Origin of the sequence: Asticcacaulis sp. DW145, from assembly GCF_037101385.1 — a bacterium.
GTDB classification, from domain to species: domain Bacteria; phylum Pseudomonadota; class Alphaproteobacteria; order Caulobacterales; family Caulobacteraceae; genus Asticcacaulis; species Asticcacaulis currens.
This window is the reverse complement of record NZ_AP029025.1, coordinates 179,054-200,128: the sequence shown is the minus strand read 5'-3', so window position 1 is coordinate 200,128 and position 21,075 is coordinate 179,054. Positions and strand designations below refer to the sequence as shown.

Annotated in this window: 13 protein-coding genes; 5 read left to right on the top strand and 8 right to left on the bottom strand. The window is 58.7% G+C overall.

Features of this window, described 5'->3' with window-relative positions; genetic code table 11:
- The first annotated feature begins 30 nt into the window (after nucleotides 1-30).
- Genes AACH73_RS12065 through AACH73_RS12055 form a run of 3 tightly spaced genes read left to right on the top strand, consistent with a single transcriptional unit; the run spans nucleotide 31 to nucleotide 4,590 of the window.
- Complete coding sequence (locus tag AACH73_RS12065; RefSeq protein WP_338736064.1) at nucleotides 31-2,838, top strand: TonB-dependent receptor; 2,808 nt, start codon at nucleotides 31-33, stop codon at nucleotides 2,836-2,838.
- Nucleotides 2,838-3,914 carry a cytochrome c peroxidase gene (locus AACH73_RS12060; RefSeq protein ID WP_338736063.1) on the top strand — a complete coding sequence of 359 codons (1,077 nt, stop codon included), beginning with the start codon at nucleotides 2,838-2,840 and terminating at the stop codon, nucleotides 3,912-3,914. The genes AACH73_RS12065 and AACH73_RS12060 overlap by 1 nt, the downstream gene beginning before the upstream one ends.
- A 31-nt stretch (nucleotides 3,915-3,945) precedes the next feature.
- Complete coding sequence (locus AACH73_RS12055; RefSeq protein ID WP_338736062.1) at nucleotides 3,946-4,590, top strand: TonB family protein; 645 nt, start codon at nucleotides 3,946-3,948, stop codon at nucleotides 4,588-4,590.
- A gap of 61 nt (nucleotides 4,591-4,651) precedes the next feature.
- Here AACH73_RS12055 and AACH73_RS12050 read toward each other — a convergent pair whose 3' ends face one another.
- The 4 genes from AACH73_RS12050 to AACH73_RS12035 all read right to left on the bottom strand — a co-directional run bounded on the left by AACH73_RS12050 (nucleotide 4,652) and on the right by AACH73_RS12035 (nucleotide 9,902).
- Complete coding sequence (locus AACH73_RS12050; protein ID WP_338736061.1) at nucleotides 4,652-7,135, bottom strand: TonB-dependent receptor; 2,484 nt, start codon at nucleotides 7,133-7,135, stop codon at nucleotides 4,652-4,654.
- A 109-nt stretch (nucleotides 7,136-7,244) separates the two neighbouring features.
- Entirely contained in the window at nucleotides 7,245-8,192 is a 948-nt protein-coding gene (locus AACH73_RS12045; RefSeq protein WP_338736060.1) for a FecR domain-containing protein, read from the bottom strand.
- An 11-nt stretch (nucleotides 8,193-8,203) separates the two neighbouring features.
- Nucleotides 8,204-8,737 (bottom strand): sigma-70 family RNA polymerase sigma factor, encoded by a 534-nt coding sequence (locus AACH73_RS12040; RefSeq protein ID WP_338736059.1) that lies wholly within the window; start codon nucleotides 8,735-8,737, stop codon nucleotides 8,204-8,206.
- 250 nt (nucleotides 8,738-8,987) lie between these two features.
- On the bottom strand, nucleotides 8,988-9,902 hold the full coding sequence (locus AACH73_RS12035) for a LysR family transcriptional regulator (RefSeq protein WP_013479871.1): 915 nt from the start codon (nucleotides 9,900-9,902) through the stop codon (nucleotides 8,988-8,990).
- A gap of 144 nt (nucleotides 9,903-10,046) precedes the next feature.
- Here AACH73_RS12035 and AACH73_RS12030 point away from each other — a divergent pair, with 144 nt between their 5' ends.
- Entirely contained in the window at nucleotides 10,047-10,562 is a 516-nt protein-coding gene (locus AACH73_RS12030) for an SRPBCC domain-containing protein (RefSeq protein ID WP_338736058.1), read from the top strand.
- A gap of 607 nt (nucleotides 10,563-11,169) precedes the next feature.
- Nucleotides 11,170-13,524 carry a TonB-dependent receptor gene (locus tag AACH73_RS12025; protein WP_338736057.1) on the top strand — a complete coding sequence of 785 codons (2,355 nt, stop codon included), beginning with the start codon at nucleotides 11,170-11,172 and terminating at the stop codon, nucleotides 13,522-13,524.
- Between the two features lie 454 nt (nucleotides 13,525-13,978).
- Here AACH73_RS12025 and AACH73_RS12020 read toward each other — a convergent pair whose 3' ends face one another.
- The 4 genes from AACH73_RS12020 to AACH73_RS12005 form a co-directional block, all read right to left on the bottom strand.
- Complete coding sequence (locus AACH73_RS12020; RefSeq protein ID WP_338736056.1) at nucleotides 13,979-17,092, bottom strand: sugar-binding domain-containing protein; 3,114 nt, start codon at nucleotides 17,090-17,092, stop codon at nucleotides 13,979-13,981.
- Between the two features lie 147 nt (nucleotides 17,093-17,239).
- Nucleotides 17,240-18,223: a pectinesterase family protein gene (locus tag AACH73_RS12015; protein ID WP_338736055.1), complete on the bottom strand. Its 984-nt coding sequence runs from the start codon at nucleotides 18,221-18,223 to the stop codon at nucleotides 17,240-17,242.
- Between the two features lie 49 nt (nucleotides 18,224-18,272).
- Nucleotides 18,273-19,199 carry a rhamnogalacturonan acetylesterase gene (locus AACH73_RS12010; RefSeq protein ID WP_338736054.1) on the bottom strand — a complete coding sequence of 309 codons (927 nt, stop codon included), beginning with the start codon at nucleotides 19,197-19,199 and terminating at the stop codon, nucleotides 18,273-18,275.
- A 45-nt stretch (nucleotides 19,200-19,244) separates the two neighbouring features.
- Nucleotides 19,245-20,858 (bottom strand): family 43 glycosylhydrolase, encoded by a 1,614-nt coding sequence (locus AACH73_RS12005; RefSeq protein ID WP_338736053.1) that lies wholly within the window; start codon nucleotides 20,856-20,858, stop codon nucleotides 19,245-19,247.
- Nucleotides 20,859-21,075: the final 217 nt, after the last annotated feature.

Genomic DNA, 21,075 nt, shown 5'->3' with positions numbered 1-21,075 from the left:
AATTATTCTCACAAACCAAATCGGGAAACAATGAAAAAAGCAAGTTTACGACAACTGACCACTGGCGCGTGTGTGTGGGCGCTGATCGCAAGCGGCGCGATGGTCGCACCGGCACTGGGTCAGACATCAACCGCGACGGAAACGGTGCAGGCCTATAATCTGCCGGCGCAGGATCTCAATCAGGCCCTTTTGCAGTTCGCGCAATCGGCGGGACTTCAGCTTTTTTACGACAATAACCTTGTCAACGGTCGCCGTTCGGGGGCGCTCAAAGGCAATTACACGCCGCGTCAGGCCCTGGCGAAGCTGCTGGCGGGGACGGGTCTGAGCTATAAGCTTACCGGCAATGCGGTCCGCCTCAACCTGATACAGGCGGAGAGCGGCGATACGAACCTCGGCACGATCCGCGTACAGGGTGACGGCGTGACGGGCGATGGCACGAAGGCCGGTGCACCGCTGGCCTACGAGATGGGCGATCCTATCGACAGCGGCACCAGCATCCTGTCGCGTGAGTCGATCGAAGCGCGCCAGACCGGCAATGGCGACGTTAATCAGACGCTGAAAATCCTGCCTCATGTCTATTTCAGCACCAATGAGGGCCGCGCGACAAGCGACGAAATTCAGGACCTGCGTCCGTCGGAAGTCTCGATTGCCGGCAGCCAGCCCTATGAGAATTCATTCATTCTCGATGGTGTTGCGGCTAACAGCCGTCTCGACGTTATGTCGAGCGACAGCAGCAATCCGGCCCACTACGATAAAACCTCCGGGGCCAGTGCCGAAACCCTCTGGGTCGATTCCAGTCTGGTCGACGCGGTAACGGTGCGCGACTCCAACGTCTCAGCGCGCTACGGCGGCTTTACCGGCGGCGTGGTGGAAATCGACACACGCGCGCCGCGCAAGGATTATGGCGCGGCTATTTACCGTAGCTGCACCAGCGATGCTCTGGTCAGCTTCAAGATCGATCCGCAAACGCGCGACGCTCTGGGCAGCAATGTCCCGAATGAGCCCGACTACACCAAGTGCCGCACCGGGATGAGCGTCGATCTGCCCGTCAGCGACTATCTGCGTCTTATGGTGGGGGCCAGCCGTCAGGAGGCCGAGCTGACCTATTACAAGAACGCCAATTACGGCAATGCGCCCTTTGGCCTGAAAAGCGAAAGCCGCAACCTGTTGCTCAAGGCCGAGGCCGACCTGCCTAAAGGCATGACCCTGACCACACAGTACAGCTACACCCCCTATACGCAGGAATATTCGCGCGAGAATATGCTGAACGACCTGATCGTCACGCAGGGCGGCGGTAAGAGCGGGCGCATTGAACTGAAAGGCCGCGCCGGTTCGGCCAACTGGAAGCTGACCGCCACCCATGCCGCGTCAAATTCCAGCCGCTCATCGCCTGGCAATCTGTTTACGTGGCCGGTCACGGTCCTTGGGTCGGGCTACTGCTCATCAACCAACTGCGTCTTCGGCGGTTTCGGCGATATCGCCCAGACGCAGAAGGACACCAATCTGAAAGGCCAGTGGTCGCAACCCCTGTGGGGCGGATCCTTCGACGGCGGTTTCGATTTCGGTTACGTCGCCGCGCACAAGCAGCGGTTCGAGGACAATGCCTCCTATAACACCGCCACGGGCACCAGCGTTGGGGCTCTGGTTGTCTGCAGCGAAGGTGACCCCGCCTGTATGACGGGCAAGGGGGTTTTGACTACCAAACTACTCTATCCCGCCTATGACATCACGGTCGATGTCCGCACGCGGGCGGCATGGGCTGAGTACAGCCGTCGCTTTGGTGATCTGAATCTGCGGGCTGGCCTGCGTTACGACAGCGAAAGCGTGCTTGATAACGATAATTTCGCTCCGCGCTTCTCGGTCAGCTACGACTTCCCTTGGGTAACGGCGACCTTCGGGGCCAACCGTTATTACCATCAGAGCTTCCTCGGTTACGCCATTCAGGGCGCGACCGCACGCACCTTTACCTATCGCCGCACCGTGTCGAAGGTCGGGAGCACCTACAAGGCCGGTGACTGGTATCTCTACAGCGTCTCAAATGGCACCATCTATGACGGTATCGCCCTGAAGACCCCCTATTCCGACGAACTGACCCTGGCTTTCAGCCGGTCGCTGTGGGGTGGTCAGGGTCGCCTGAAACTCATCTCGCGCGACTATGAAGATCAACTGACCCGTTCGACGACGACTGAAACGCGTCCCTATACCAAGGCTGACGGCACGACGGGCACCTATAATGTCTATCTGCCGACCAATGGCGGGGAATCGACCTATCGCGGTGTGTCGCTGGAATGGGGCAAGAGCTTCGGACGCCACACCGTCACCTTCAGCGGCAACTGGGGTGAGACCAAGACCAATATCGACGCCACGAACGCCTATATGGCGGTCAGCGACACCGAGGAGGTGGACGGTGATCTGGTCTACTATCAGGGGCAGGTACGCACCCTGATGGATGTGCTGGCGGAAAATCAGCGACTGGATTTCGCGGCCCCCGGCCTTGCCAATCTCGACTGGAGCGCCCGCTGGCTGGGAAGCCGCCTGCGCACCAACCTCAATGCCCGCTGGCGCGACGCCTTCGATCAGCTTGAAGACACAGGTACCAATATCACGGTCGGCGGCGCCTCCTATGACGTCTATGACATCGTCCATTACGGCGACACCATCGCCTTCAATGGCGGGTTTGATGCGGAACTGGTCCGTCGCGGGCGCAATGTGGTGACCCTTGAGGTCAAGGGCACCAACCTGCTCGACACTCTGCCGAAGATCACCGGCACCACCTCCACCTCGCAACCCTACCGCTTCGGGCGATCTTTCTGGGTTGGGATCAAGTATAAGTATTGATGATGAAACCTAAACACCTGCTGATCGCAGGCGTACTGATGGTGTTTGCCGGGACCGGTTTCGACAGTCCCGGCATCGACGTTTTACGCAAAGCCTATCAGGGCGCACCGGAAACCTGGCCGCGCCCGTTGCTGCATGAAGGGGCCGAGTTCGAAGAATTCGGCGCGCTCCCCCCTGTCACCTCACCCGCGCCCAATCCGTCGACGCCGGAAAAGGTTGCGCTGGGGCTTAAGCTGTTCAACGATCCGGTCCTGTCGGGATCGAAGCAAATCGCGTGCGCCTCATGCCATAGTTCGGAACTCGCCTTTGGTGATGGCATCAAAACCTCTTTTGGTCATGATCGCCAACGCGGCCGCCGCAACGCCCCCAGTCTGATAACCGCCGGCTGGCAGAAGACTTTGTTCTGGGATGGCCGGGCGGCAAGTCTTGAAGCGCAGGCCGGAGGGCCGATCGCCGACCATCGCGAGATGTCCGCAAAACCTGGAGACATCGAGAAACGTCTCAATCACGACGCGGGCTATCGCAGCGCGTTTCGAGAAGCCTTTGGTGTCCGAAAGGTCAGCATGGCCGAAGTGGCCATGGCGCTCGCCGCCTATCAGCGGACGCTGAAACCCCGCTCTTCGAAGTGGGACCGCGCCTTGTCCAGCGGGACAAAGGTTCTGTCTGATGAGGAACTGCGCGGACTGGACCTGTTTCGCGGCAAGGCAGGCTGTGCCAACTGTCACAACGGCCCCCTGTTCTCAGATCAGAAGTTTCACAATATCGGCCTCAGCTTCTATGGCCGCAAGCTGGAAGATCTGGGCCGGTACGAGGTGACAAAAAACCCGGCCGATGTCGGAGCCTTCAAGACGCCGTCCCTGCGCAATGTCTCGCGCACCGGCCCCTATATGCACAACGGTATTTTTCCGACGCTGGAAGGCACGGTGAATTTCTATAACGAAGGCGGGGCGCGTCCCAAGCCGAAGGCGGGTGAGGAAAACGATCCGCTCTTCCCGACGACTTCGCCGCTGCTCAAGCCGCTGGGGCTAACGCGCGAGGAAAAGGCCGCCCTGGTCGCCTATCTGAAGACGCTTTAGCATGAAGGCCGTAAGCCCTGGGGGACGCCTGGTGATCTTGCTGCTGAGCGCCGCGCTGCACGCTTTGCCTTTGGCGGGGTTATGGCAGTGGGCGCAGAGCGCGCCGGAAGCGCCACCGGAGCCGGACGCCCTGACTATAGAGATGGTGCGTCTGGCTCCACCGCAGCCGCCAAGCGAGCGTCCGCCTGGCCCGGTTCAGACCGAGGCCACCGCGCGCAAGGCCCCGCCGCGTCAGGTGTTGGAGCGCGTGCCCGACGCATCGGTGGAACCGCTGAGGGTGCCGCCACCCGAAGAGGCCGCGCCGCTCGAAAAGCCCTCAGACGCGCCCCCGGCTCCGGCCACGACAGCACCCGCGTCCAAACCCGCCCCGCCCGCGCCAAAAGCAGTCTCCGCCTCGCCGGACTGGCGCGCGCGTCTTCTGGCGCACATCGAACAGCACAAACGCTATCCGGCCGAAGCCCGCATCCGCCGTCAGCAAGGGGCGGCGGTCGTCTGCTTCACCGTCGATGCGCAGGGCAAGGTGCTGTCGCGGCGGCTGGTACGCAGTTCCGGGGTGCCATCGCTTGATGCCGAGGCCCTGCGGGTCCTGCGCGCGGCCTCGCCCCTGCCCGTTCCCGCCGAAGCCGGTCTGCAGGGGCAGGAGATCGTCGTCGTGCTGGAATTTTTCATTCGTTAAGGCACCAAAAAGCGTCCTCCCCGCAATGGAAGAGGACGCCGACGCAAAAGCTTACAGAGTATCAGAAGCGGTAACGCAGACCGACGCCATAGGTCGCCGGGGCCCCGACCAGACGGGCGGCCCCGTTCAGTTCCGGGAAGTAGACCTCATCGGTGACGTTCTTGCCGAAGGCATAGACCGACCACGACGCCGGCGACGCCAGTTCCACATGGATATTGGTCAGGGTATAGGGCTCCGCCGTATTGTTCGGCAGGGCGTTCAGGCGGTTCGACTCCTCGCCGTGGTGGGCGACGGTCAGGCGCGACGTCAGGTCCCAGCCGCCGGTGAAAGCCACCTGATGCTTCAGGCTGAGATTGGCGGTGACGTCCGGCGCGCCCGGCAGGGGATCGCCGACCGTGGCCGCCACGTCGGCAGCGCGGCGCGAGATATATTCGGTGATTTCCGAGTCGAGGAAGGCCGCCGACAGGTCGAGATCGAGCTTCTGGGTCTGACCGTCGAACAGGCGCGCGCCGACCGCCAGATCGACGCCCGAGGTTTCCGCCTTACCGACATTGGTGCGGCCATTGGTGTCGTTGGCCAGGCGCGTCGTCGCCTGCAGGTTCTTGAACTTATAGGAGAACACATCCAGTGAAGCACGGAAGCGGCCCTTGTACCAGCGCGCACCGGCCTCATAGGCGGTGACGGTTTCCGACTCGAACGGATAGGTTTCCTCAAGCGTCATGATCGAGGTGCCATCGAACCCGCCGCCGCGATAGCCGGTCGACGCCGAGGCGAAGAGGTTGAAATTGTCGTTGACGAAATACTGCGCCGTCAGACGGCCCGACAGGTTGTCATCTTCGAAATCGCGGTCCCAGCTAAAGCCCGACACGGTGGCGAAGGTCGAGTTGTAAATCGAGATGCCCCAAGGGTTATGATCGATATTCTGGCCCTTGTAATCGACGGTGTCGCGCGTGAAACGCAGACCGCCCGACAGGCGCAGCTTCTCGGTGACATTGTAGTCGGCCTGACCGAAGACGGCGAAGGAGTTGCGGCGCTGCTTGTGGTTATTATCGTAGACCGAGCGCACGGTGAAGCTGGTCCAGGTCGAGTCGAAATCCGCCGAATCGGTCAGGTAGAAGGCACCGACGATCCAGTCGAACTTGCCGCCATTGTCGTCGCTCAAACGCATTTCCAGCGACGCCTGCGACAGCTTTTCGTCGAAGGCGTACTCATAGCCGGGATAGGGCGAACCGTCGCCATTGCCGCCGTCGGTGCGGTCGGTCGATTGCACGCCGCCGACCACGGTGAAGTTGAGGTTTTCCTTCACGCGGTGCGTCAGCGTACCCGACAGGCCACGGATGTCGTAGGCGTGGGTAAAGTATTTCTGCGAATAGAAGCTGTACGGATCGGCGTTTTCACCGGCGTTGAACTGCGTATTGTCGAGCGCCTTTTCCAGACGGTCGTACTGACGGCTGTCGCCCCGGTCGCGGCTGGCGAAGGCCTTGACTGTCAGATTGGTCTGGGGCGTGAAATCGAACGAGAAGGTGGCGCGCGCCGCGACCATGTCCTTGTCGCCGAAACCTTCGCGCTTGCCCGGATCGGTGACGGCAGGCACCTGAGTCTGCACAATACCGCCTACGGTGGGGCGAAACCCGGCCAGCGTGCCCGCACCCTCGCCGTTCATGAAGCCGCCACCGTTTTCGGCCATCACGGCCAGACGCACGCCGAAATTCTCGCTGACCTTGCCGCCGAAGGCCGTCTCAAAGCGTGTATAATCGAAATTACCGGCACGTACGTCGGCATAACCTTCGAAGGCTTCCGATGGACCGCGCGTAATGGCGTTGATGACGCCGGCGGTCGTATTGCGGCCATAGAGGGTGCCCTGCGGGCCTTTCAGAACCTCGATACGCTCCAGGTCGAACAGAGGCATGCCGACGTACGCGTTCGAGGTCTGATAGATGCCGTCGACGTGCAGGGCGACCGAGGGCGAACCGTTTGGCTTATAGTCATCGGCACCGCCGATGCCGCGGATGCTGAGCAGACCGTAGCCCGTGCCGCCGGTCGAATAGTTGATCGAAACGCCTGGGATTTCGTCGACCAGACCGTCCGCGCCGACGATGCCACGTTCGCGGATATCCGTGCCGTTGATGGCGACGACGGCCGCCGGCACCTTGGCGATGGCTGCCGTACGCTTCAGTGCGGTGACGACGACCACTTCAGGCTCCGCGCCGGCCACATCCGTCGCACCTAGTGAGAAGGTACGGCCATCGGCGCTGACGCTGCGGATGCCGACCCCTGTGCCGTTAAGTAGCGTCGCCAGCGCTTCACGCGGCGAGAGGGTCCCCGATACGGCCCCCGCGCGCTTACCGCGTACCAGTTCCGGCGTGAACAACACCTGTACGTCGGCGGCGCGTGCGAATTCGATCAGGGCCTGATCCAACGGCTGCCCCTCGATACGAAAAGCCACAGAGGCGGTTTGGGCGTGAACGGGCGCCGCAATAACGGCGATTACCGAAACGGCGGCGCAGCAGGCCATCAGAGTAGTTTTGAATGCGACGCGGGGCATATGCTTATCTCCTTGAACAGACCCCTTTTAAGCGGGCCCGCTTACAGGAACGCGACGCATTTACCAATCCACACCCTGTCGCAAAAATTTCATCCAGCCAATAAGTGGCTCAGCGCGACGTGATGCGCCAGCGGTTCGCGCCATCCGGCTCGACCGATAGGCCCAGCACGCTTTCCAGCGCCTGCGGAAAATCCTCGACGCCGTCATAGCGGAACGAACCCGATAGGCGCAACGTACCCAGCGACGGATCGGCAATGGTGAACTGCTCGACGGAATAGCGGTTGAAATCAGCTACCACCTCGGAAAGGGGCTGATCGCTGAAGACCAGCCGCCCCATGCGCCATTCGGTCGCCACGCGGACATCCACGGCCTGCACGCGCGCGGTCGCCATATCGCCGTCCAGCTTCTGGCCCGACCACAGCTGGCGCGTCCGGCCGCCCTGCGCTGTCACCTTCGCGCCACCGTCGGCAACCAGCACCTCAGCCTTGCCCGCATCAAGTGTAACCTGCAACTGACAACCCGATCCGCTGATCGTGCAGGCCCCGGCCTTCACTGTCAAAGGCGTCGTCTTGCGCGCGGCACGGACGAAAATCTGGCCGTCCTGCAATTCGATGGTTCGTTTTCCATCGGCAAAGCGGGCGCGGACCCGGCTCAGCGGGGCCAGGGTCAGCTCAGAGCCATCAGACAGCGGCACGGTCAGCCTCTGCCCGACCCCGGTGGCGTATTTCGCCCAGGCGCGCGATGGCGCAAACCCGGCATAGACCACGCCCGCCGTGACGGCGGCGGCCACCCCGCCCCCGGCCCATCGGAGCCAATCGCGGCGGCTATGGGTTCCGGCGGCGGCTTTCAAGGCGCTGGCGCGACGCGCCAGAATCTCGGGCGATTGACCTATCGCGCCCAGTTGCATCCAGCGCATCTGACAGTCGCGGTAGGCCTTTTCATTCAAAGGGTCTTCGGACAGCCACAGCCGGAACGCCGCATCGTCCTCTGGCGAAGCGGGAAGGCCTGAATTCAGGCGGACGAACCATTCGTCGGCTGTTTGAGGTCTATCCATCATGTCCTTTGGAATCAGTCGACGAGCGAATCGATGAGTTTCAGGGCATCCATAGCCCTGACCATGTGTTTTTCAACGGCGCTGACCGAAATACCCAGCTTTTTGCCGATCTCAGCGTAACTCATCTCCTCGAACCGTCGTAGCATGACGATGGCCTGTGCACGTGGCGGCAGAGTGTCAAGCGCTTTGATAAGACGGGCCAGCCTTTGACGCGAGACCAGGCTATCCTCTGCCGATGGCGCATCTGTAGCAAGAGATAAGCCAGTTACGTCGTCGTGCCGGTCGGATGCGCGAACAATGTCCCGACGAGCCTTGTCTCGTATGAGATTGGCTGCCGTCTCAAAGACATAGCCATCCACATTTTCAAGCGCAAGCAAATCCTGGCGGCGCAGAAGTCGCACAAACAACTCCTGCACCAGTTCCTCCGCGTCTGCAGATGAACCCGTACGACGTGTAAAAAAGCGCATTAACGGGTTGCGCAGACGTCGAACCAAGGCATCAAAATGAGCGACCGTAGGGTTTGTTGTCGCCGGGCATGAGTTGCTCATGACGCCGCCTTAGCAGCGTTTCATGACAATTTTTCTCATTCCTGCGCCCCCTACCCCTTCCCTCGCGTTCTAAATACAGAGTGCGCTATCACGCCCGCTCAGTCCAAGCCAAACGGATGTCAGCCCTCTTTGCAAACCAGTTAAGTGGACTTCGATATCAACAGATGAGAAAGACGCGCTCAATGCAATTGGCTAAAAATAACGCTTTAAAGTAAAAACAACTATCAAATAATAAAACTATAAAATCAGATCAATTTACCCCATATATTTGAGAAGCCCTGGACGAGACATCGACGAGCTTCTCTCGCAGCCAAGAGTGGGCCGGATCGTGTTGCATGCGCTCATGCCATGCCGCAATCTTTGTGAATCCCTCGATTTGGATGGGGGGTTCGCGAATAATTATTCCTTCGGCATGGTGTGTCAGCCTGCGGGGAACAAGGGCAATGGTATTGGTTTCTCTTACAAAATTAACTAGAACCAGAAAATTGGGCAGCGTTGCAATCACGCGACGGGTGCGGTCCAATTGTTCCAGCGCCCTGTCCGTTGCCCCAAAAAACTGAGTGCCATCGTGAGACATAATCGCATGATCAAGCGCACAGAAGGTCTCAATATCAAGATGGTCGGCGTCCGGATGACCGGCGCGAAGAATGCAGACATAGTCCTCATCGAACAATTTTCTTGCCCTGAGGCTTTTTAGCGTCATGGCCGGGGTTACCAGCGCAAGGTCCAAATTCCCCGCAGCCAACTCGTCTGAAAAGTTGGCACCGACAGGTCGAACAGCGACTCGTAGTCCAGGGGCAACCTCCCGAAGCTCTTTGAGAAGGGGAAGGACCATAGCTGTCTGGGCGTAATCTGTTGCCGCTATACGAAAGGTTACCTGCGTGCTCGCAGGGTCGAAGCGATGTGGTTGTACGAGGGCCTCAATTTCAGTTAATAGCCGGCGCAAGGGTTCGGCCAGTTCAAGCGCCCGCGCTGTAGGCAACAGCCCGCGCTGAGCCCTTACAAATAGAGGGTCACCGAAAACGTCTCTGAGCCGTGTCAGCATGCCACTAACCGCAGGCTGGCTGAGACCCAGTCGGTCCGCGGCCCGGGTCGCAGAACCGGTATCAATCAGTGCATCAAGTGCCTTGAGGAGATTAAGGTCGAGCGCATTGATATTAGTCATGCCGATACCTGAAATACATTCTTACAATTCGACTTATGACAGGTTTGCCTTCATCATGCCAGCACACTCTTAGAGCGTGTCCCGAAACAACGTGAAGGATCGCGCCCACCTTGACCTTTAACCCATCACTAGCGGAGATATTCAATGTCCGATATCCTTTGGCCCGCAGGTTTTGTACCCGGCTTCACTGACAATTACGTTTCTAACGAAGTTATCGTGCCTGGCCTGACAAGCGGCGACGTCTGGCCATTTTTAGTTCAGCCGTCGCTGTGGCCTAGCTATTACGACAATGCCTCTGATGTCGAAATCCATGGCGGTAACGGCCCTGAACTGGCGCTTGGCGACACCTTCTTCTTTCGTACCTTTGGGTTTCCGGTTCCGGCGCGTGTTGTAGAATGTGTGCCGCCCGTAGAGGGGCAAGCCGCTCGTATTGCGTGGCACGGGTGGGCCGGGGATGTAGGCGCGGAAGACCGTCTGGATGTGCACCACGCCTGGCTGATCGAAGATTTGTCATATGGCCGTGTACGGATACTCACCCAGGAAACCCAAAACGGTGCGCCCGCTCGCGAACTCGCGAATGCAAGACCTAATCCCATGATCAACGGGCATCAGGACTGGCTGAACGGCCTTGTTCAGGCTGCGCGAAACGCGAAGCAATAACGCCGGGGGAGATAAGGGGCGGCGCGTCTGTTGACCCGCCGCACTTACCCTGCTGCGACGAATACGCGGTAGAAAACGCTTGAGGTGGGCCTGAAGCGCGCAGGACCCGGCTTTATGTGGTCCACTTACCAGCACATTAGCACGCACCTGCGAACGCGCGATATCACTCAGGTCCAGCCCGACACTTACGAGGGACTTCAGGAGGAGTGATGAAACGTCGCCAGTTTACCTTTGAGTTACGCAAAGCCGTATAACCAGAAAACATCTCTGTTAAGGCATAAATATTCCCGACCATAAAATAACATCATTTTTTTAAGTTAGGCAAATGATTGACAATAGAAAATTCATCGGAAATAAGTTATTCAATATATAAAACTATATCAATGTTATAGTTTTCATAATTTTTACACATTTCAATAATGAAATATTTAGTTGCTATAAATCATCAAGTGGGAAAATTGGTTGCAGCGCATCATTCTAAACACAAACTGCCTGCTCTCATGTGCTAAGGCTCCCCACGACTGTTTCTACGGTTATCGGTGAGAAGCAGAGGACTACAGTAATCATATGGGGTGTCTCAGTTATGAAGTACGGCAAGGCAATATTCATGGTCACAACGGCGATTGCCGGTCTGACCACTGTTCAGAGTGCAATGGCGCAGTCCACCGCGACACAAGCTCTGGAAGAAACCAAAGAAATCGTCGTTACGGGAACGCGAAACCGAAATGTCGGCGGTTTGGCGGTTGATCAGAGCGTGACCAAGACGCGGTCCTCCATCACCGAAGAGTTTATCGAAAAGCAGGCCCCCGGCTCCATTCTGGAAACCATCAATATACTGCCGGGCGTCAACTTCTCGGACCAGACAGCAACGGGATCCGTCGGCGGCGACATCACCCTGCGTGGCTTCGATCAGCAGCGCATCGCCTTCATGCTTGACGGTATGCCGCTCAACGACACGGGCAACTACGCCTATTATCCGACGATGAATCCGGACTCGGAGATCTATTCCAAGGTTGATGTGAACCTTGGCACCACCGATGTCGATAGCCCGACAGCATCGGCCGGCGGCGGCACCATCACCTATCAGACTCGCCGTCCGTCCAAGGCGTTTGGCGTGTCTGCCAAGGCGACCGTTGGAACCAATGACTATTCTCGCCAGTACGTACAGGTGGACACTGGTGAGTTCGGACCGTGGGGTACGACGGCCTTTGTGGCGGTTTCGAACCTTAACTCCAACCAATTCAAGGGTGTCGGCACCGAAGACCGCAAACAGATCAACGGCCGCATCTATCAGTCGCTGGGGGGCAGCGATTTTGCCTCAGTGGCCTTGTATTACAATGAGACGCGCAACAACGCTGTGTACAACAGTTCGTTGACTACTATCAACGCAGGCAACTGGTCCGAGGCCTATGCCTCGACGATTGGCACTGTGTCCAACTCGATCTCGTCGGGTTCCTCCGGTTACTACGGCTATCGTATCAATCCGACGAACAACGGCAATATCCGCGCCCAGTTCAAGAAGCACCTGACCGACAAACTGGTCTTCACCTTCGACCCCAGCTTCCAGTACACGCTGGCCGACGGTGGCACGCAGGTTTCGACCCTGACGGAGTCAACTGGTGTACTGTCGATGGTCGGCTCCAGCTATGTCTGGAATGAACTGAAGGGCTATGATGCCAACCACGACGGCGTGGTCTCCACAACGGCCTACAAGGTCTTTTCACCCAGCGTGACCGAAACCCGCCGCACGACGGTCAATTCGTCGCTTATCTGGTACATCGACCCCCACAATACGTTGCGGGTGGCCTACACCTACGACCACGGCAATCACCGTCAGACGGGTCGCGTCAGCTTCCTCGAAGGTGGGCAATGGATCGGTGATGTCTTCTCCGAAGACTCGTCACTGTGGGTCTATGGCAAAAACGGCGAAGAAATCCAGAAGCGCAATCGTCAGTCCTACGCCAACCTCAAGCAATTCGCCATCACCTATGGCGGTTCGTTCTTCGATGACAAGCTGAAGGTCGATCTGGGCGTGCGCCTGCCAGATTTTGAGCGCGAGCTCAACAACTACTGCAACCAGATTTCATCTTCGACCGCCTATTGTGCGAAAGACCCGGGCACCAAGCTGGTCTATACCGGCACCGTGACGCAGATCACCGCCAAGGCCCCGGCAAGCTGGACCGTGTCGTATGACAAGACCCTGCCGAACCTGGGGGTCAGCTACAAGATCGCCGACCATCAGACGATCTACACGAGCTATGCCGAAACTATTTCGGCCCCGCGCACGGACTCCTTATATGATCGCCTTTCGCTCGATCTTCAGCCGGAAATCTCCAAAACCATCGATCTCGGTTATCGCTACTCATCACCGAACGTGTCGGGTGCGATCGCCCTGTGGAAGACCGACTTCGACCACCGCGTTGAAACGGCATGGGATGAGGAAATCGGTGCCTCGGTGGCGACGGATGTGGGTAAGGCCCGCATGAAGGGGATCAATGCCGAAATCGGCTTCACCCCGGTCAAGGGGCTCGATCTCTACGCCTCGTCGTCCTACACCGACACCGAGATGCTGGAAAATGTTTACTACTCCGCCACGGCCTACAATCCGACCAAGGGAAAGAAGCTGGGCAAGGTGCCGTCGGTTATGCACGCGGTCAATCTCAGCTATGAAACCGGCAAGTGGGACTTTAACGTCAACGGCAAATACACCGGCAAGCGCTACGCCTCTCTGGCCAATGGTGATGCGGCACCGGGTTACACGGTCTGGAATGCCAATGTCAGCTATGACCTTGGTCAGGTCGGGCCGGTGAAAGACGCCTATCTTCGCCTGAATGTGAAAAACCTGTTCAACGAGAAGTACATCTCGGCCATTTCGACGGGCAATGTCTTCTACGACTCCGGCAACTACTTCTGGATCGGTGCTCCGATCACCACCATGGTGACCCTCGGCACGAAGTTCTGAGTTTAGGGATTGTGAGCGGGTTTTGGCTCAAAAAAGCAAAACCTGCAATCCGTCGTTAAACCAGATTGGGAAGAGGTCGTTATCTATTCCCCCTCTCCAGGTATCGGCCTCGGCGGGCACCTTCCAAACCGGAGGGTGCCCGCATCTTTTTACACCAATAGAAACAATGCGCTACAGAACTTCTGGCGTTTTTTATCCGCGCAAATTGGCGAGGCGCATAGTTCCGCCAAAAGGCCAGACACTGGATGAATTCCGTATCGCCCCCGGCTCAGGCGACAGGGCAGGACAGGTCACCCTCCATGAGGGCAAATCGTATTCTTTTATCTGAATAAATATAGTGCTCAGAGACTGGCCTTATCCCAGCCACCAGATGGTGGCGGCGAGTTCGTTCTCGCCGCCTGTGGATCGGTGCAACGACCTTTTTGAGTAATCAATCAAATGTTTTGGCTTCAAACTATTCTGCCAGCCAGCTAATCGCATTGATCAGGAAGCGTTTTTGAAGCGGGGCCACCATGTCGGGTAATCGGTGGACCAGCACCTTCATGCCGTCCTTGCGTACCGTAAAGCTCGCTGCGCCGTTCTGACGGTCATGGTCGCGGCTATAGGCGGCGATGACCTCAATGCCTTCCGGTCCAATGACAGGGCCGTCAATCAGCAAGCCATTAGAGGGCTGACCTTCGACCTGGTGGAAAACCGAAGTGGCCTGATCCACTGGCAGGCCTTCGAAGATCGGGTGGGCACGCAGATAGTTCCAGTTACCCATCCACGGCGCGCGCAGATTGCCCACCTGACCGGCATAGGTGAACAGGCCCAGCGCCGACAACTGCTTCGCCACCCCTTCGGCCAGACCGTCTTCCGGCACATAGGCCAGCAGTGGCGTCCCCGCCTTTACCGCCGCCAGCACGTCCGCAGGCAGGTCGCCCAGAATAAGTTTGGGCTTTTCGCCGGCCTTCGGCTGAGCTTCAAGGCCCGTTTGTTCCCCTACCTGACGCTTGGCTATCTCTTCGGCTTTGAGGCCCGAAGCGATGATGGCATCATATTTCCCGCCAGCCTTGAAGTCTTCAACCGTAAGGCCGGAGATGGCTGTCAACTGATCGCGGAAGGATTTGGCCACACCCGATACGGCCAGTTTCACCGGCTTTTTCAGCCCTGAGGCATTGTCCACCACCCACAGGTCGCGCACAAAGGACGGGTAGCCTTTCAGCTCAATCTGAACCTTGTTTATGCCCGGCTTCGTCAGTGCGGGCGTCAGCACCTTTTCCGCCAGCAGGTAGCGGAACTGATCCTTCACATGCGTCGGCGCGGCATAACGGGCGATCTCGGTCGTAGTCCCGTCCGGCGCGATCAGGCTCAGTATCATCTCGCCCCTGATCTGCGCATCGGTATCATTGAGCAGGTAGATATCGAGTTCGGCGGCTTCACCCGTCGCATAGACCAGACGACGTTGCTTGGCGATCGGCCGGACCGGCAGCAGGCTGTTGCGCAGAAGATCGGGCGGCGATTTGAAGTAGCGCAGATTATCGACAATACCGGAATGGTTTTCGATAGCCGTCGTCTCCCAGCCGGAAATCGCGGCAATATCGACTTCGTCACCGATGCGGATGTTTTCCAGATAGTTCTGCCAGGCGTCATAAACCTTACGGCCAACCGACAGGAACAGGCTTTCCGTCGTCGGAAACGCTTTGCGGAAGCCCCATTTATCGAGATAGGCCGAAGTGTTATGCACGATGACCTTATGGTCTTCAAGGTCGTAAGACTTACCGCCATTGGCCAGAATATCAGCCACCATCAGGACATGGTTGTCCGCCGTGGCGCAGCCCTGCATTTCACCAAATTCGACGATATAGGGCTTACCGGTCTGATAATGGATATAGCTGTCTTTCGACTGATAGAACTTGTCGTACCACTGATCGCCGGCTCCCTGATGCTCCACCCACCAGCCGCCGAACGGTTCGACATCTGAACGGAAATAGTGGTCATTATAGGCCAGATACATGGCCTGAGCCGCGCCGCGTTTGACGAAGCCGTCATTGAGGATGACCGTGCGCGAAGGGTCTTCGTCGTGAATAATTTTCAGAACATTCTGGACGTCAGGATTGTTGAGATTGGCCCCGATTTCGTTCTGAAGCGTGTAGTGCGCCAGCGACGGATGCGAACGGAAGGTTTTCGCCATCAGGCGACACTTCTCGATCATATAAGCGCGGCTGAAGGCATCGGCCGCAGACAGGCTCTCACCGGGTTTCAGGTCCTTACCGATGGCGTGGCGACCGCCGCCGGGCTCCATAACGCGCAACAGCCCCAGTTCGTCCTGACGATCAAAGACATCGTGCTTGCCGACATTCCGGTGCGCATGGAGGCAGTTGAGGCCCAAGGCTTTCGCCGCCTCAACCTCGCGCCGCGCCAAAGCCGGCGTCGGCCACATGCCGTTATAGCCCCAGTACCCCCACGAGATGGCGGAATAAAGTTTGATACGTTTGCCATTCAGCCGCAAAAGCGCATTAGTGCCGATCCCTTCGACAGCGAACCATCGAAAGCCAAAGCGCACGGTCTTTGATGACAGGCCGATCTTACCCTTCCAGTCGAAGCGCATATGGTAGAGGTGGCGGTTTTCGAGGTCCCACAGCTTCGCATCAGGTGCATGAAGATCGTAGACCAGCGTGGCCACGCCGTTTTCGATCCTCGCACTTTTTAAAGCGATTTTGACTTTAACAGACTTCCCGTCCGGACCCTGCAACAGGACAGAACCGCGTTTGGCGAGGCCTTCCGCGCTGATTTTGTCGGTCAACCGCACCTGCATATGGGCGGTAACCTTACGGGGCTCAGGCGTATTGAGCACCCACGCATCCTCGATATGGCTGTCCAGCGGATGCACGCTGAGGGTCATGCCGCGGTCCAGCCCGCCAAACCCGTGCGAGGCAAACAGTTTGAGCTTACCCCACATCATGGTGGTGGAATCGCGCCAGTCGTAGCGCCCACCGGGATTGGTGATGCGGATGGCCAGACGGTTGGTGCCGCCGGGAGCCATGGCAGCGGTCAGATCGCAATCAAAGGGCTGTTCGGAGAGGATCGAATACCCAACCAGCTTTTCATTGAGGAACACCTCGGCCCGCAACCGCGCCCCACGGATATGCAAGAGGACGCGCTGGCCTTTGGCTGAGGCGGGAATAGTGATCTCGCGCCACCACCACGACACACCTCGATAGGCTCCGTTTTGCGGCACCGGATCGTCTTCGGCATAGCGGTATTCATCGCCCGTATATGGCCTTAGTCCAAAGCGGCCCCAGAAGTGCTGTTCAACCGTAGCCGGAAGGGTAACCGTGGCTTCGGGGGTCAGCGCCCCCCACCCTCCCGTCGGCGGATTGATCGGAAGGGTCTTCAGGTCCGCCTGCGCCGGCAGATAGATGACATCGTCCTTATAGGCAGCCTTCTCATCTACCCACAGGTTCCAGCCTTCGTCGGGGATAGCCATACGGGTGGTCTCGACCGCTTCAGCGGGTCCTGCGACCGAAGCGGTCGCCGCGCCCGCGGCGGAAACAGTGAGGAAGTTACGGCGATTGAGTTGGGTCATGAGTATGACATCCTAGCATTCATCCTTCCCCATTTACGGGGAAGGTGGCGGGCGTGTCCCGCCAGAAGGGGAAAAGACAGGCGGGTCATATCCCCGCCCACCGCTTCGCGGTCCCCCTTCCCCGTAAACGGGGAGGGGTTATCTCTTTCAATTCATCCAGCTACGATCGGGGAACACGCTCTCCAGTCGCCACTTTGCCGCCTGATCGGCAGTAAGCCGCTTGGCCCAGAAGACCCGCTGGCTGACATCCACGCCCGGTCCACTGGAATTGTATTCCGCAAAATGCGCTGTGGCATAGGTCTCGGTCTTGCCCGGCGTCCATTCACGCCAGCCTTCCGGATGGATGCGCCCGTCGATGCGCGTATCGAGGAAAATGACCTGCGCGTAGGGTCGCCACGCCCGCCCAAAATAGTAGGCACCCGTCCCCGCCGTCGTAATGCGGCAATGATCGAAGACATAGGCCGTGGTTTCGCTGTCGGCCGTGCGGCTGTGGGCCGTGATAAAGGCACCATTCCGCTCGATGATATGCAGATGGCAGCGATCAAAGAAGGCCAGCGCATTGCCGAAAATGAAATCGACATGCCCTTCGATGTAGCAATCCTTATAGTACTGACGGCTTGGCACGGTCGGCTTCTTCGATCCTGCATAGAGCGTATCCTGCGCCCCCAGAAGACGGACATTGCGTAAAACCGCCCGGTCAGCGCTTATAGATAAGGCCACGGCCTGAGAGGGATTGTCCGGCTGAGTGAGGTGGTAGTCGTTCTGGATCGTCAGATTGCTGGCGCGGAAGCCATCGCCACTGACGGTAAACGACGCCGACTTGCCCGTGCCCCCGGCCATTTTCGCGCTGTCGCCCCAGACAATAACCACATCTTCCGGCTTTTTGCCCTTGCCTACCAGATGCACGCCGGGTTTCGACAGACTGAGTTTTTCGCGGTAGGTCCCCGGCGCGATCTCGACCACACCTCCCGCGTCAGGCAGAGCCGCAAACGCTTCGGCAAGGGTCTTGTATTGCGTCGGCACACGCACAATCGCCTGCGTCTGTGCGAAGCCAGCGGGTGCTGAGATCAATGCCAGCCCGCCTGCCCCGCAGAACAGTCGGCGATTCAGCATAGGTTGCTTTGCGGTCATCAGCGCTTCCTCAATAGTAAACGCGGTTCAGATATAGGGTGGCGACGGTTCACGGAATGAGGTCCCGCTTCAGTTCCGGAACCGCACGCGCCAGTTCATAGGCAACGATTTTGGAAAAAAAGTCCGCCCCCTCTCTGCCCAGATGGGTGTAGTCGAAACTCAGCTTTGCCTGTCCCAGCGGCTCCTGAGCATTGCGTATCTGCTCTTCGGTGAGCGGGGCCTGAGCCGGTGCCACAGGCACCCCCGTGGACCCGGAAATCGTCGTCCCCGTTTTGCCCGCTTCCAGCACTTCTGCGCTGGGCGGCTTTTGCGCAAATCGCATGGCGGCCACCGGGCCCATCGCCTGAACCTCGCTCTGTGAGCGCGCGTAAAGGTCCACAAGGGGTACGTTCAGTTCTACCGCCACCTTGCGCGTTGCGGCGGCCCAGGGGGCCAGATCGTTCTCCAGAACGCCATTTTTGAACCCGCGACGGGTCAGGGGCGTCACCAGCACCGGTATGGCACCGGCCGCACGGGTTTCATTGACGTAGCGCGTCAGAAGCTGCGGAAATTCGTTCACGAGGTCTGTTGAACGGCCGGGTTTACCCGGTTGGTCATTATGGCCAAACTGAATGAGGACGTAGGTCTTTGAAAACCCGCCGCTTTTCATTTCAGCCAGAGCAATGTCCCAGGAGCCTTCCGCGATATAGTTAAAGGTCGAACGCCCGCCTCTGGCCAGGTTTATACAGGCCACGAACGAACTGAGGTGATGACCGCAAAAGCTGGGACCCCAGCCCCCCAGAACCGCCGTCGTGGAATCACCGACCAGAATGACCTTTTTGGCATTGATCTTCTTGATCTGGGCACGGGCCTCGACGTCCTGAGGCGACAGGCTGGGCACGGTCTGCGCAAGGGCGGGCACGGCCAGCAGGCTGAGCGCGATCATTGCAGCACCAAAGACAATGGACTTTTTCGCACCGGAGGCGGGCATAGTCATGGGCAGGATCCCTCTGTTAAGTCTCTTATGAGTCAAACCCGGGCGTTAAATCACCCGGTACCGGAAGTTGCGGAAGCGTGCCTCGCCCTGCCCGGCGGCGTAGAAGCCCGGCTTGAGCATCAGGAATCCGCCGCGCACATTGTGGTGGTAGCCGGACACTTCCATGCCACGGTCAAAGCGTCGCCAGGTCTGGCCATCCGATGAGGTGTCAAAGGTCACAATATGCCGGTCGTTGCGCAGGCGCATCAGCATCCGACGGCCGTGCGGATTGGCCGGACGCCCGCGCTCGATACCGTACTGGTGCGTGACGAAGTTTTTCGCATCAAAGCCCAGACCGCAGTATAGCTTGGTGTCATAGAACAGCAGCAGGCCGGCGCGCACGCCCTCGTCGATTTCAATCTCCATCTCGATCTCATAGGCCGGATCACCGACAATGGTGATCAGCGGCGCGCCGGAGCTGGGCGCTTCACCCGCCGCCTTGAGGTGCAGCACGCCGTTTTCGCGGCGGATACGGCTTTTCTCGTCCGGCGACGGGTTAAAGAAATTCCACTGGATGCCGTATTTGTCGGTCGTGAAGTCGTCCGACAGAGCAAACCCGTGTGGGGGCTGAAAGCCATGCGGTTTGCCACCCTTGGGCTTCTTTATAGGCTGCGACAGATCACCGCCGCCAAAATCAAACCAGCCATCCTTAGACCACGTCACCGGGGCCAGAAGCGTTTGCCGCCCCAGCGTCCAGAAGCCGTTTTCATAGCCGTGATAGACGCCCCACCAATCACCGGCAGGCCCCTCCACAAGGGTGGCATGGCCGCGCGACCACCATTTTTCCTCGGCCGAGGTCGTGCGCACCAGCGGATTGCGCGGGTGATGCTCCCACGGACCGTTGATCGACTTCGAGCGCGCCGCAATGACCATATGTCCGGTCGGCGGCCCCGCCGTGCCCCCAACAGCGAGGATCATGTAATAGTACTGGCCGTGGCGGGTGACCTTAGGTCCTTCGGGTGCAAACCCTTCGACCACCCAGTCGGATGGATAGCGCCACGGATCATAGACGTGCTCGACCTCACCGGCCTTCGACAGACCGTCGTCCGACAGGCGAACGCGGTCTCCGCCCGACAGGAACAACCAGCGCGAGCCGTCTTCGCCCACCGCATGGCCGGGGTCGATGTGGTTAGGTAGATCAAGGTCAATCGGATCGGACCACGGGCCTTCGATACGATCGGCCCAGATCACCCACGAGGTGGTCTTTGAACCCGGTGCCGAGGTCTTTTTGGTCGGGATATAGAGATAATAACGCCCCTTGTGCTTACACAGTTCCGGGGCCCAGACCGAGCCGATATTCTGGGTCAGGGCCGGGCCGATGGGCCGCCAGTTGACCATATCCCTCGAATGCCAGATCACCAGACCCGGATAGGCATCGAAGGTCGAAAACGTCATGTAATAGTCGTCGCCGTCCTTCAGGATGGACGGATCGGGGTGGTCCCCGGCCATGATGGGATTGAGGAAGGTGCCATCACCCAGATCCGGCTGACGCTGCCCCTCTATCCCCTTGGGCCATGTCGTACGCCTGGCCTTAGGAGCCGCAACGGCCCCGGCGGGGGCTCCAAACAGAAACGCTCCAAGACCGATAGATTTTAGTGTGCTTCGCCGGTTAATGGTCATTCTTGTATATCCATAACCTTTTGCCAATGAGGAAGGTTCACACTGCCATCATTCCCGCACAGCAAATTTGCCGAACAGAACGAAATGGCAAGGACAGGGAAAAGAACAGGTTGCGGGACGAAATGCCCGCAACCTGTATAGACGTTCAAGGCGCTCGGGCTTCCTTTAAATCGTCAGTTATAAGCAGACTATGCCACAGGGAGTGGAGCACACCTGC